This is a genomic window from Streptomyces sp. NBC_01498, assembly GCF_036327775.1.
Classification (GTDB): Bacteria; Actinomycetota; Actinomycetes; order Streptomycetales; family Streptomycetaceae; genus Streptomyces.
In genome coordinates this window covers 165,191-178,694 of the sequence record NZ_CP109598.1, presented here as the reverse complement: position 1 = coordinate 178,694, position 13,504 = coordinate 165,191, and the positions used below count along the sequence as shown (strand labels likewise).

General features: G+C 72.0%; 8 protein-coding genes. 2 read left to right on the top strand and 6 right to left on the bottom strand.

The genetic code is table 11. The features are described 5' to 3' along the window. Window positions 1-374 precede the first annotated feature (374 nt). From OG875_RS00550 to OG875_RS00535, 4 genes are all read right to left on the bottom strand, one after another. Entirely contained in the window at window positions 375-3,677 is a 3,303-nt protein-coding gene (locus OG875_RS00550) for a PQQ-dependent sugar dehydrogenase (RefSeq protein WP_330172205.1), read from the bottom strand. Window positions 3,678-3,805: 128 nt separating this feature from the next. Further along, window positions 3,806-4,777, bottom strand: a complete 972-nt coding sequence (locus tag OG875_RS00545; protein WP_330172204.1) for a sugar phosphate isomerase/epimerase family protein — start codon at window positions 4,775-4,777, stop codon at window positions 3,806-3,808. A 372-nt stretch (window positions 4,778-5,149) separates the two neighbouring features. After that, a complete protein-coding gene (locus OG875_RS00540; protein WP_330172203.1) occupies window positions 5,150-6,097 on the bottom strand; it encodes a hypothetical protein in 948 nt (315 codons plus the stop codon). A gap of 554 nt (window positions 6,098-6,651) precedes the next feature. Then, the gene (locus OG875_RS00535; RefSeq protein WP_330172202.1) at window positions 6,652-7,032 is read right to left on the bottom strand and encodes a winged helix-turn-helix transcriptional regulator; all 381 of its coding nucleotides are present in this window, start codon (window positions 7,030-7,032) and stop codon (window positions 6,652-6,654) included. A 119-nt stretch (window positions 7,033-7,151) separates the two neighbouring features. On the opposite strand from OG875_RS00535, the gene OG875_RS00530 reads away from it, so the two are divergent. Then, on the top strand, window positions 7,152-8,012 hold the full coding sequence (locus tag OG875_RS00530; protein ID WP_330172201.1) for an SDR family oxidoreductase: 861 nt from the start codon (window positions 7,152-7,154) through the stop codon (window positions 8,010-8,012). A gap of 600 nt (window positions 8,013-8,612) precedes the next feature. Continuing rightward, entirely contained in the window at window positions 8,613-9,380 is a 768-nt protein-coding gene (locus OG875_RS00525; protein WP_330172200.1) for an NPP1 family protein, read from the top strand. Window positions 9,381-9,565: 185 nt separating this feature from the next. On the opposite strand, the gene OG875_RS00520 is transcribed toward OG875_RS00525, so the two are convergent. Together OG875_RS00520 and OG875_RS00515 are read right to left on the bottom strand one after the other, a co-directional pair. Further along, window positions 9,566-12,385, bottom strand: a complete 2,820-nt coding sequence (locus OG875_RS00520) for a hypothetical protein (RefSeq protein ID WP_330172199.1) — start codon at window positions 12,383-12,385, stop codon at window positions 9,566-9,568. Further along, a complete protein-coding gene (locus OG875_RS00515; protein WP_330172198.1) occupies window positions 12,382-13,494 on the bottom strand; it encodes an ATP-binding protein in 1,113 nt (370 codons plus the stop codon). The genes OG875_RS00520 and OG875_RS00515 overlap by 4 nt, the downstream gene beginning before the upstream one ends. Window positions 13,495-13,504 lie beyond the last annotated feature (10 nt).

Below are 13,504 nucleotides of genomic sequence, written 5' to 3'. Positions count from 1 at the left end.
GCGGCCCGGCGGGGCCCGTACGCCGTGGGACGGCGCGAGCGCGGCTGCTCCGTGCCGGGTCCGGCGCGAGGCCCCTCCGCGCCCTCCCCGGGCCCCTGGAGGTGCTGTCGGAGCCGGCCGGGTCCACCCGGTACGAGGCCGGTCCCGCGCCGCCTACGCACCCGGCACCGGCCGGGTGCGTACGGCCCCGTCCCGGCGGCGGACGACGCTCCGTGCCAGCCACTGTCCGGGGGCGTGCGGCAACTTTTCCACAGAACGCAAAAAGTTGCCGCCCTCTTGACGGAACCCGTTCGCCGGGCCCGTCCCGTACGAAGAGACCCGGACGCAGAACTGCCCCGCCGGTGAGAGCGGGGCAGCCCTGTCAGGTCCCGGCGTCAGCCGGTGGTGGCGCCTCCCTTCAGCGCCCGCGCGTCCCGTGCCAGGGCCGCGCCCGCCGCGCCGTCCGGCACCAGGGCGGTGTCGGTGGTGTAGCCGGCGAAGGACTCCAGTACCGCCGCCGCCTGCGCGGTGCGGCCCGCCTCGGCGTGCGCCTCGGCCTGGCCGAGCCGTACGGTCAGCCGCTGCTGTCCCTGTGCCGTGATCAGGCCGTCGGCCCGCAGCTGGGTGACCAGCGCGCGGATGTCCGCGTAGGAGGTACGGGTGGTGAAGGCCACCGTCTTCGTGGTGACGTTGCCGGCCCGGTCACGTGCCCGGACCGTCAGGTCGTGGGCGCCCAGCGGCAGCCGCCACAGCTCCAGCGTCTGGCCGGAGGTGATCGCCTTGCCGTCGACCGTCGCGGTCGCGGTCGCCCCGCCGGAGACGGTGTCCGCCGCCGAGAAGACCGGCTTCGGCCGCTGGGAGTCCCCGTGGACACTGCCGTCGTCCAGACCGGAGGTGGTCACCGTGGGGCCGGTGCGGTCGATCCGTACGGTGAGCGAGCCCACCTCGGAGACGTTGCCGCCGTTGTCGGTCGCCCGGTAGCGGACGGTCGTGGCGCCCTCGCGGGACAGGGTGACCGCGTTGGTGGCCGACAGCCAGGTCGCGCCGTCGTCGATCGAGTACTGACGGCTGGACACCGTTCCGTTGTCGGTGGCCGCGACCGTCAGCGACACGTTGCCCGTGTACCAGCCCTCGTCACCGTTGGGGCGGGGCGGGTTCAGCGTGGCGGTGGCCCTGGGCGCGGTCTTGTCCGCGATACCCGCCCCCTGGAAGGTCAGCGAGTCCAGCTCGACACCCCCGGAGGAGGTGACGAAGACCTCGCCGGTGCCCGAAGGGGCGTTCCCCAGCGCGGTGGTGACGGTCCGCCAGCCCTCGCCCGCCGGGATCTCGACCGTGGCGAACGGCTCCGCGTCGGCCGCGCCCCAGCGCAGCGCCAGCGTGCCCGCACCGGCGGCCTGGGTCTTGACCCCGGTGATGCCCGCGAAGGACACCGGGTCGTACGCGATCCAGTCGCCCGCGTCGAACGAGGTCAGCTTGCGCTGGCCGGACGCCGTGGCGTCGTCGGTGACCGTGACACCTTCCGCGGAGTCGTAGTGCTCGGCCTGCATCAGCGCCGGGTTGAGCACCACCTGGGCGTCACCGGTCGCCGGCGGCACGCCGCCCGCGCCCTTGTCGGTGTAGGTGATGCCGAGGACGCCGAAGACGTTCTCGGTGTCGCCGTGGCCCGCGTCGGCCGGGGTCAGGACGCCGCCCGTGCAGCCGGTGCCGCTGTTGACCGGGTGGCCGTGCTGGTTGTGCCCGAGCCCGAAGGTCCAGGCGGCCTTGGCGCAGTCCGGGGTGGTGCCGTCCTCCGGGTCCTCGACCGCGATGCCGTACGGTACGGCGTCGCCCCAGTTGAAGAACCCGCCGTTGGGCGGCGAGGTGATCCGGATCGTCGGCGCCGTGTTGCCCACGGTGATCTGACGGCTCGTCAGACCTGACTTGCCCTGCGGGTCGGTGACCTTGAGCCGGGCCTGGAACTGCCCGTTGTCCGGATACGTACGCGTGGCCGTGGCGCCCGTGGCGTCGAACGTGCCGTCGCCGTCGAGGTCCCACTGGTAGGTCAGCTCGCCGTTCTCCGGGTCGCTGGAGCCGGTCGCGCTGAACGAGACCGCCAACGGGGCCTGGCCGGACGTCTTGTCGGCCTTGATCACGGCGGTGGGCGCCTTGTTGCCCTCGGCGTAGTCGATCCGGTAGAGACCCGCGTCGGGGTTCTGCCGGAAGAAGCCGTCGCCGTAGTCGAGGACGTAGAGCGCGCCGTCCGGACCGAACTCCAGGTCCATCGGGTTGTCCCACTGCGGGATGCCGTTCTGGTCGCGCTCGCTGTTCGGCAGCAGGTTCTCCAGCTTGCTCACCGGGCCGTCGGGGCCGTCGAGGGTGAGCGCGGCGACGTAGTCCTGCGAGAACTCCGCCATGAACGCCTTGCCGTCCCAGTACTCCGGGAACTTGCCCGGCGACGGGTTGTCCGCGTCGTAGTGGTAGACCGGGCCGCCCATCGGGGCCTGACCGCCGGGGCCGCCGGGACCCCGGAAGGCCGTCAGCTCGGGCCACGGCTGGTCGGTGTCCCGGTCGCCGTACCAGAGCGTGGCGGGCGTGGACGCGGGCAGCTCGGTCAGACCGGTGTTCCAGCGGGAGTCGTTGACCGGCTTGGCGCAGTCGAAGGCGGGGCCGGGGGTGAGGGTCGCGAAGTCGAAGTCGCGGTAGGGCTTGGTGTTGTCACCCGTGCAGTACGGCCAGCCGCTGTTCAGCGGCTTGGTCGTGGTCTGCCACTCGACGTACCCCATCGGGCCCCGGTTGGGGTCGGCCGTACCGGCGTCGGGGCCGTAGTCGCCCCACATCACGGCGTCCGTCGCCGGGTCCACCGCCAGCCGGAACGGGTTGCGCAGACCCATCACGAAGATCTCGGGACGCGTCTTGGCCGTGCCCGGCGCGAAGAGGTTCCCCTCCGGGACGGTGTAGGTGCCGTCCTCCTGGACCTTGATCCGCAGGATCTTGCCCCGCAGGTCGTTGGTGCTGCCCGAGCCGCGGCGCTCGTCGAGGCCGGGGTTGTAGCCGGGCGCGTCGTTGATCGGGGTGTAGCCGCTGACGTTCGGGCCCGAGGCCGGGGTGTTGCCACCGGTCGCGAGGTAGAGGTTGCCCTTGCTGTCGAAGTCCACGTCACCCGCGACATGGCAGCACTGGCCGCGGTTGACGTCGATGCGGAGGATCTCCTGGGCGGTGGAGAGGTCGAGCTTGTCGCCGGTCCACTTGAAGCGGGTCAGGGTGTCGTAGCCCTCCCACTGCTTCCAGTACGCGTCGGTCTGCCCGGCGGGCAGCGTCTGCGGCGCGGAGCCCGCCGGGGTGTTCAGCGGCGGCGAGTAGTAGAGGTACACCCACTTGTTGGTGGCGAAGTCCGGGTCCAGCGTGACCGTCTGCAACCCCATCTCGGAGTTCTGGTACACGTCGACGTGGTTGACGACCTTCGTGACACCCGTACCGGGGTCGGTGAGCCGTACGTCGCCGTTGCGGGCGGTGTGCAGGACCCGGCTGTCGGGCAGGACGGCGAGGTCGATCGGCTCGCCGGTGTCCTTGGTGAGGGTGACCTTCTCGTAGTTCGACCAGTCCAGAGCGTGTTCGTGGTCCGGGTGCGCCTGGGCGGCGGGCGCGACGGCCACACTGCCCAGGGCTGGCAGTGCCACGAGCAGGACCCCGGTGATCAGGCGTCTCAGGGTGCGGTGCACGGTGATGCGTCTCCTCGATCGCGGGCGGAAGGGAGCGGGGGAACGGAGGCCGTCCGGCGGAACACGCAGGCGCCCCCGCGCGCGGAGGCGCCTGCGTGTGCGTCACGTCGTCCGGCGGGGCGGCCGGATCAGCCGAGCAGTCCCTTGAGCGCGGTGAAGCTGCGCTCGGCCGCGCCGAGCGAACCCGGCGGATTGGGCTGGGTGTTGGGCGCGGTGTCCTGCTCCCAGATACCGATGTGCGAGGCACGCGGGCCGATGTCACGGATGAACTTCTCGTACGGCAGGTCGCCGGCCCCGAACTCGACGATGTCGAAGCCGTTGGCGTTGGCCGAGTTGGCGTCGCCGTCCTTCATGTGGAACAGCGGGTAGCGGTAGGGCTGGTTGCGCACGTACGCGGCCGGGTCGAATCCGGGCCAGCGGTACTGGCCCACGTAAGCCCAGTAGATGTCCAGTTCGAGATAGACGTGGCGCGGGTCGGTGTTCTTGAGGAACACGTCGTACAGCCGGACCGACGGCTGGTCGGTGGCGAAGGCGAACTCGCCCGCGTGGTTGTGCTGGTAGAGCTTCAGACCGCGCGCGGTGGCGGCGGCGCCCCAGACGTTGAACTCGTCGGCGGCGGCGCGGTAGCCCGCGACGGTGTTGAGGTTCGACGGCGCGTTGGCCGTGCCCACGTGCGGCATGCCGAGGATCTGGGCGTTGTCCAGCTCGCCCTGGAGGTTGCTGCGGAAGTTGCCGAGACCGACATGGCTGCCGACGGCGGTCAGACCGTTGTCGTCGAGGAGGGTGCGGATCTCCGGCACGGTGATCTGGCGGCCCAGGATCGAGGTGCTCTGGGTGTACCCCGCGAACTCGATCTCCTTGTAGCCGATCCGGGCCAACTCGGGCAGCACGACGCCGAATCCGAGCGAGCTGACCTTGTCACGGATGCTGTAGAGCTGGATGCCGATGCGGTCCTTGGGGATGGACAGACCGCCCGGCGCGGCAGCGGCGGCGGAGGTCGCGGCGGCCCCGGTGACGGAGGCGGCGGCGAGGGCCACGGTGGTGCCGGCGGTGGCGCGCAGGAAGTCTCGGCGGTCGAAGGACTTGTGGATATGGCTCACGGTCACTCCTGAGGAATGAGGAGAAGAGGGTAGGACCGGGGCGCGCACGCCTGTTGCTTCGGCGGTGCGCGTCGCGACGGGCGGGGCTCCACGGGCTCCGGAACGCGGCGGAACGGGCGTGGGCGGGTGGCCGGACGGCCGACGGGGGTGCGGGCCGGCGGAGGGACCGCCGGGCGGGGCGGCTGATGCCGCCGTGCGGGTGCTGCGTCGGTGGTACGCGGGTGCCGCGGCGGGTCGCCGGGTGGGGCGGGCCGTACCGGTGGCACGTGTCATACGCGGGTGTCGCGGCGGGCCCGGCAGGTACGGCGACGGGGGCGGTCGCCGTCACCTGCCGGTGCCGCGGGGGGTTGCCGCAGGGCGGGCCGGGTGCTGTCAGAGGGCGGACTTGCCCGCGCCGTGGGCCTCGGCCCGCGCGGCGTCGGCGCGCTCGGCCGCCTTCTCGGCGAGGTCGGCGCCGCGGTCCTGCGGAGCGGCCTTGCGGGCGGAACGGGCGGCCGAGGCGGCGGCGGTCTCACCGGTGACGGCGCCGCGGATCCGGGCCAGTTCGCCGACGACCAGGACCGGGTCGTTGCCGGTCGCGGTGAGCGAGCCGCGCACGATCGCGTTGTCGAGCACGGAGTTGGCGGTGTTGTCGGTGACCGACACGTTGCCGCCGAAGTACGAGGCGCCCGCGCACGAGCCGAGCAGGCCCTCGCCACCGATCTGGAGGGTGTCGGAGTTGCCCGTGTACGTCGCCGCGCCGTACACCTCGCTGGCGCAGAACACGCCGCCCAGCGCGTTGCCGCTGACGGTGAACGCGCCCTTGACGGTGGAGTCGTACACGTCGGTGTACTGGTTGTTCGAGCCGCTCAGCGTGGTGTTCAGGGTGCTGCCGGAGACATACAGCTCGCCGGCCTCGGTGCTGAGGTTCCCGCCGACCGTCGAGTCGACCGCGTAGAGGAAGCCGCCGGTGGCGGTGACCGCCTTGACGTTGGCCTTCTCCAGGTGCGTGCCGAAGGCGGACTCGGTGGTCAGCGTGCCCTTGACGGTGGTGTCGGTGAGGTCGAGGTAGGCGTTCTCCTCGACGGTGACCGCGCCGTTGAAGGTCGCGCCGGCCGCCACGAGGTCGGCGCCGGCCTCGACCGTCACCGAGCCCTTGACTCTGGTGCCGGTGAGGGTGCAGGACTTCCCGGCCGGGACGACCAGGTCGTTGGTGACCGTCACGGCGCCTCCGTCACCGACGCAGGTGGTGTAGAGAGCGGCCTGCGCCGAGCCCGAGAAGGCCACCAGGCTCCCGGATGCCACCAGTGAGGCCGTGGCGATGAACGTACGGATCTTCATGTCGCTTCCCTTCCGCTGCGGTCACGGCAGAGTCGGTGACCCGGCCGGTTTCCCGTCGTGTCGACGGGGGTGCTGCACGGTGCGTGAGCGACGACCGCCGTGACGGCGGTCGCGCGGCGCCTCGTGACGGGCGGGGCCCGGCCATGGGGGGAGAGACGTGGAAAGACTCGTGGGACGAACGGTGTTGATGTGAACTCTGAATGCCTGCGGTGTTACCGAGACGAAACGCATGTCTCGGTGGGCCGAGACATTAGAGCGCCGTGTGAAGGCTGTCCAGAGGTTCGGTACGAATCCCTTCAACTTTCTAATGTTTCATCAAAAGGTGTGCCATGGGGGAGCGCGGGGCGCCGGGCCCGGAGGCGCGCGCGGGGGAGCGCCCACAACGGCGTTGCCGTGCCGACGCGTTCGCGGTCGCGAAACTGAGTTGCCGAAGCGGCCGGTCGGCCCGTCGTCGGGCGCTCGTTGCCGATCACTCGTCGTCGGACGCCGGTTGCCGGACGCGGCGAGGGCTGGTGCTGGGGCGCGCGAGCCCGGCAAGATCTGAACGACGGGCTCTAGGAGTGGGCGTGGTCCTCGTCGTACGCGTCCCGGGCCGCGAGCACCGCGTCCAGCCGCTGCTCGGTCCAGCGCGCCAGCCCCCACACCCGCTCGGCCGCCTCGCGGCCGAGGTCCGTCAGCGAGTAGTCCACGCGGGGCGGGATCGCGGGCAGGGCGTCGCGGTGCACGAAGCCGTCGCGTTCCAGGGTGCGGAGGGTCTGGGCCAGCATCTTCTCGCTGACTCCTTCGATCCTGCGGCGCAGTTCGCCGAAGCGGTACGAGCGCTCCAGCAGGGCGGCCAGCACCAACACGCCCCAGCGGCTGGTGACATGTTCCAGCACGAGCCGGGAGGGGCACGCCCGGCGGTTGACGTCCGGGGAGAGGGCGCTCTGGTCCATATGGGTAGCTTACTTCAAGGTGGGTACTTCCCTTCGGTTAGTGGGAATTCTATGGTTGATCATGCACGCCACGAAACGTGTCAATCCTCGCGAACGCCAACGGAACGGATGGACCTTCCATGAGCATCGTCGTCACCGGAGCGACCGGACATCTCGGCCGGCTCGTCATCGACTCCCTGCTGTCGGCCGGAGTGCCGGCCGGTGAAATCGCCGCCGTGGCGCGGGACGAGGGGAAGGCCGCGCCGCTGGCGGCCCTGGGGACCGAGATGCGGATCGCGGACTACGACAGCCCCGGGACGCTGACGGACGCCTTCCGGGCCGGCGACCGCGTGCTGTTCGTCTCCGGCAGCGAGGCGGGCCGCCGGGTGCCGCAGCACACCGCCGTCATCGACGCCGCGCGGGCGGCGGGCGTGGCCCAACTCGCGTACACCGGCGTCCTCGGCGGCCCCGCCGCCGACTTCGAACTGGCCGCCGAGCACCAGGTCACCGAGCGGCTGATCCTGGACTCGGGGCTGCCGTACACCTTCCTGCGCAACGGCTGGTACAGCGAGAACTACACGGAGAACCTGGGCCCCGTCCTGGAGCACGGCGCCGTTGTCGCCGCCGCGGGCGAGGGGCGGGTGGCGAGCGCGGCACGCGCGGACTACGCGGCGGCGGCAGCCGCCGTCCTGACCGGCGAGGGGCATCTGAACACGGCGTACGAGCTGTGCGGCGACACGGCCTGGTCCTTCGCGGAGTACGCGGCGGAGCTGTCGCGGCAGACGGGCCGCACGATCGTCCACACCGACGTCCCCGGCGAGACCCTCCGGGGCATCCTCGCCGGCGCCGGGGTGCCGGAGCCGATGGCCGGGATCCTCGTGGACGTGGACAGGGCCATCGAACGCGGCCTTCTCGTCGGGACGTCGGGCGACCTGTCCCGTCTCGCGGGCAGGCCCACGACGCCCCTCGCGGACTCGATCGCGGAGGCGCTGAAGAACTGAGGCGCTGAAGAACTGAAGAACTGAAGAACTGAGGGGCCGAGGGGCCGAGCGGCCGAAGAAGCGCCGAAGGGCCCGCGCGGCCGGGTCGTTGACCGGTCTCCGACTGTTCGCGAACGCGAAGTGGTCGGGTCGGTGGGAGGGGGCGGACGCGGCTCCCGGGCATCCTCGGGGGTTCTCGGGGACCCTCGGGGGTTCGCGCGGCGGGGAGACGTGGTGTCCGGCGTCGCGGGCCGGGCGGGGTCGTACCGCCTCCCGGGGGACGGTGAGGCGCGGGAGCCGGTGCCGCCCGGGGGCCGGGCGCGGCGCGGCCCCGGTCCCGGCTCCGCCCGCGTTCCGGGCGCGGCGCGACCTCGGCGGTGCGGCAGGCCAAGTCGACCGCCGGCCGCGCTCGTGTTCCCGGGCGCGGCGCGGCCCCGGTCCCGGCTCCGCCCGCGTTCCGGGCGCGGCCCGGGGCGTCAAGTCGCCTGCCCCCTCTATTGGTTGATCTTTCATCGCACCGACACCTCCTGACATCGGGCATGTCAACAAGAGCCGGAAAAGATGATCCGGCCATGTCAAAATGACCGACGCCCCCACGTTGTGGTCGATCAGGAGGACGCAGTGAAGAAAAGCTCGCGCACCCGCAAGGTCTCGTTCACCCTTGGCAGTGCGCTCGCGCTGGTCGTCGCCTTCCCCGGCAGCGCACTGGCCGATCCCCCCAGCGGGCTGCCCGCCAACGCGGACGCTCAGGAGCAGACGTTCCAGCCCGCCTTCGACTACGACACGGACGGCTGCTACGCCACCCCCGCCATCGGGCAGGACGGGACCATCAACCCCGGCCTCAACCCGAGCGGCGCGCTCAACGGCCAGTGCCGCGACTCCTGGGACCTCGACAACACCAACAGCTACTCCCGGGCCAAGTGCAACAACGGCTGGTGCGCCATCATGTACGGCCTCTACTTCGAGAAGGACCAGGCCCTGCCGGGCAGTTCGCTCGGCGGGCACCGTCACGACTGGGAGCACGTCGTGATCTGGACGCAGAACGACCAGCCCCAGTACGTCGCCACCTCGGCCCACGGCAACTTCAACATCCACACCCGCGACCAGATCCGCTGGGACGGCACGCACGCCAAGGTCGTCTACCACAAGGACGGCATCAGCACGCACGCCTTCCGCGCCGCGAACAACAACGACGAGCCGCCGGAGAACCACCACGGCACCTGGCAGTTCCCGCGCCTCGTCGGCTGGAACGGCTACCCGGCCGGGCTGCGCGACAAGCTGAGCCAGGCCAACTTCGGCAGCGCCACCTTCGGCCTGAAGGACGGCAACTTCAACGCCCACCTCCAGAAGGCCAAGCCCGCCGGTATCCCGTTCGACCCCAACGCCTGACCGCCGGGACACGGGACGCGCACCCCCGACCGCGCGTTCCGTGTCCCGGTGCGGGACTTCCGGCAGACCGTGACGGCCCGCCCGTCACGGTCTCCCGGTGTCCCCGGCCGGGGTGACCACGCCGCTTCCCGCCGGAGTCGTCGACGCTTTCCGGCGGGCCGTCGACGCGCGAGCGCCCGCGGACCTCAGCGGCCGGCCAGCAGGGTGTCCAGCGCCGCCGCCGTCTCCGGGTGACGGGCCGCCAGGACCGCACCCGGCGGGCCGGGGTCGGCGGCCTCCCACCGGCCCTCGCAGCCCAGCAGCCCCGCCGCCGCGTCGCACGTCGCCGGATGCGCGGCGAGCAGCGCGGCGCCCGTACCGCCCCCGCCGCCGGAGACGGTGGACCGGGCCGCGCTCTCCCCGGCGGGCGGCTCCGCCAGCCAGGGCGGTACCCACGCGTCCAGTGCCGCGAGCCGGCCCGGGAAGACACGTCCCGCCTCACGGATCAGCAGCGGCGCCAGCTCGGCGCCCTCGGCGCGCAGGGTGCCGATCAGGGTCGGCAGCCAGGGCAGCAGCACCGGGTCCGGCAGCCGGGCGAACGCGTGCGACACCGCCTCCACCACGAAGTCCGCCAGCTGCGGCACCGGCTCCAGCGCGTGCAGGAACCCGCTGAGATAGCGTGGATAGGCTTGCACCACCAGGGGATTGCCCAGCAACTCGTCGCAGCGCGAGCGCAGTTCGGCACGGGAGAGCTGCCCGAGCTGGACCCGGGCCGCCCACAGCAGCGCCACCTTGGCCGGCTCCCGGGGATGCGACTGCGCGAACGCGAGATCCAGCTGTGTCCGGTCACAGCCCAGCGACAGCGCCAGACCCTCCATGCTGAACAGGAAGCCCAGCATCGCCGCGACCTGCCGCACCGTCGCGTCCTCGTCGGTGACCGCCGTCGGCAGCAGCGTGCAGTAGTGCGCGTACCCCGCCGTGACGAACGACTCGATCCACGGCGGCAGCACCGGCTCGGTGGTGCGGTAGTACGCCAGCAGCCGGCGCACCCGGCGCAGCACCTCAGGCGCCCCGTCGACACCGCGCTCGGTCGCCAGCACCTCCAGGGCGCGGGTGCCCAGTTCGTCGGCGAGGCGGCGGCCCCGCAGATACAGCAGCGCGTCCTCCACCGCCTCCAGCACGTCGGCCGTGGTCGCCCCGGGGTCGTACGCGCGCCGCCGCAGCCGCTGCTCCAGGACCTGCTCGACACTGACGCCCTCGTAGCCCAGCTCGATCAGTGCCCGCTGGTGCGTGCCCAGCGCCAGGTCCCACGACTCCTGGATGGGCCGCTCACCGAGCCGCCGTTCCCCCATGATCGCCCGCGCCGCGCCCGGCGGCAGCAGCCGGCGCAGTATCCACAGCAGGTCGGAGACCCGCGCCAGCTCCGGTTCGGCCGCGATGTCCAGCAACGCCCGCCGCACGCCGCGCTGTTGCGGGTTCAGCTTCAGCGGCGCCAGCCGGTCGTGCACATCGCGCGCGAGTGGCGGCAGGGCGTCGTACCCGACCTGGCCGATCCGGTCGCCGCCCATCATGATCTCGACAATGCGCCGTACGTCGCGGCGGCCCGGCACCGTGTCCTTCTCGACGCAGGTGACCGCCGCGTCCTGGAAGTCGTACGGCGTGGGCCGGGCCCGGTCCCGCATCCCCGCCAGCAGGATCGACGTCTCGAACACGGCGATGGCGTCGGCGGTGGAGGCCGGATAGCCGTTGCGGCGCGCGGCGCGCACCAGCTCCACGGACCAGCCGAGCAGTTCGGCCTCGTCCAGCGGATCGAGCACCGGCGGGCGCCGCAGGAAACCGGACAGCCTGTCCGGGGACACCTCGGCGGCACCCGGGACGGCGGGGAGGGCGGCGGCCTTCGCCGCCCCGGCGGGCTTCTTCGCGCCCGCCTGACCCTGGAGGCGGAACGGCCGGACCTTGGTCCGTCGGACGTTCTTCGTCCACTGGGTCGCGGCGATCGACACCGAGCCCGGGGTGAGGCCGAACTGCGCCTCGATCGCCGCGTGGCTGGAGGGAATCAGTCCGTACCGCCAGGTACTGCCACTGGGCGCGGTGATCCGGAACGTCTCCGCCCCGCCGAGCCCGAACTCCTCGACCCGGCTCGCCGCGTGGAACGCGCCGCAGACGTAGAGACAGTCCGCCGGGTCGGTACCGGACACCGCGAGGTGCTCCCGCATCCGGGTCCACATGTGGCGCTCGCGGTCCTCGTCCTCCCGCACCCGCTCCGTGTCGCCGGGCGCCAGCCGCCGGAAAAGACTCCCGATCAGCAGCATGACCTGCCGGTAGGTGGCGTGGTCGCTGTCGCCGAGCGGCAGTTCGACGTACTGGTGCCACCACTCCGACCAGTGCCGCACCCGGCCGTGCCGCAGCAGACGCTCCTCCAGCTCGGCGAAGCGCGGACGCAGGTCGCCGATCTCCACACCGACGGCGTCGCCGTGCAGCCCGGCCTCCTCCTCGGCGGGCGGCGTGTCCGGACCGCCGCCCCCGCGCGGTTCGGTCTCCCGGGCCCGCGCCTGGAAGACATGGTCCGAGGAGCGGTCCACCAGGACCAGCTCCACCCCGGGCGTGTCCAGCGCGTAGGCGATCGCCTGGTACTCGGCGGACGCCTCGGTGAGCGGGGCGACGACCGACAGCGGCGCCCACGCGGCCGGGAAGCCCTCGACCTCGCTTGCGAACGCCTGCACCGCCACCGGAAGACGGCAGTTGCGCAGCTCGGACAGGAGCGGGGCCAGGTCCTCGCACAGCTCCAGATAGACGACCTTCGGCCGCTTCTCCCGCAGCCTCCGGGCCATGGCGATCGCCGAGGCCGGCGAGTGGTGGCAGACCGGGAAGATCTCCAGGGGCTCGCGGACGGCGCGGTCGACGTCGTCCACGATGCCGAGGAGGATGCCCTCCAGCGCGTCGGGCCCGTCGGCCAGTGCCGTCGCGGCCTCCCGCAACTGGGTCCGCAGGGACTCGAACGAGGTCCCTTCCCCCACCGCGCTCACGAGAGGGTGGCGATCGCGTCCCGACCGCCCTCCAGGAACTCCGGCCAGAAACCGCCCTGTTCCCTGCTGCGTGGCTCCACCACACCGTGCAGGTACTTGTTGAGGATGGCCAGGTCCTCGGGCTCGCGGCGGGCCAGCGAACCGACGAGGGAGGAAGCGAGCGTCCGGGCCGTCAGCTCGCGCTCGCCGAAGAAGTCGCTGTGCAGGATCGCGTCCTCCAGCACACCGATCTGTTCGGCGCTGGACAGCGCGGACTCCAGCTTCTCGTCGTCGCTGCCCGCCGCGGCGGCGGAGGCGCGCAGATCCGCGAAGCTCTGGAGCAGCACGTCCAGCAGGGTCGGCGGCACCTCCAGTTCGATCCGGTGCCGGCGCAGCAGTTCCCCGGTGCGGAAGCGGACGATCTCCGCCTCGCTCCTGCGGTTCGTCACCACCGGGATACGGACGAAGTTGAACCGCCGTTTGAGCGCGGAGGACAGGTCGTTGACACCCCGGTCCCGGCTGTTGGCGGTGGCGATGACCGAGAAGCCGGGCTTGGCGAAGACGATGCCGTCGCTGTCCAGCTCCGGCACGGAGATGTACTTCTCCGACAGGATCGAGATCAGCGCGTCCTGGACGTCGCTGGTGGAACGGGTCAGTTCCTCGAACCGGCCGATCGCTCCCGTCTCCATCGCGGTCATGATCGGCGAGGGGATCATCGACTCGCGCGACTGGCCCTTGGCGATCACCATGGACACGTTCCACGAATACTTGATGTGGTCCTCGGTGGTGCCCGCCGTGCCCTGCACCACCAGGGTGGAGCTGCGGCACACCGCGGCGGCCAGCAGCTCGGCCAGCCAGCTCTTGCCGGTGCCCGGATCGCCGATCAGCAGCAGGCCCCGGTCGGACGCCAGGGTGACGACGGCGCGCTCGACCAGGCTCCGGTCGCCGAACCACTTCTGCGGGATCTTCCGGCCGAGTCCGTCGGCGCGCTCGGACCCCAGGATGAACAGGCGGACCATCTTCGGCGACAGACGCCAGGAGAACGGCTTCGGACCGTCGTCCACCGACTCCAGCCAGTCCAGCTCCTCCGCGTACTTGAACTCGGCGGGGGCGCGCAACAGGTCGGACATGTCAGGGCCT

What these genes read in the sequence shown, in the direction of transcription:
- OG875_RS00540 (WP_330172203.1), bottom strand. Translation starts at nt 6,097, where the DNA reads ATGAAGATCCGTACGTTCATCGCCACGGCCTCACTGGTGGCATCCGGG.
- OG875_RS00535 (WP_330172202.1), bottom strand. Translation starts at nt 7,032, where the DNA reads ATGGACCAGAGCGCCCTCTCCCCGGACGTCAACCGCCGGGCGTGCCCC.
- OG875_RS00530 (WP_330172201.1), top strand. Translation starts at nt 7,152, where the DNA reads ATGAGCATCGTCGTCACCGGAGCGACCGGACATCTCGGCCGGCTCGTC.
- OG875_RS00515 (WP_330172198.1), bottom strand. Translation starts at nt 13,494, where the DNA reads ATGTCCGACCTGTTGCGCGCCCCCGCCGAGTTCAAGTACGCGGAGGAG.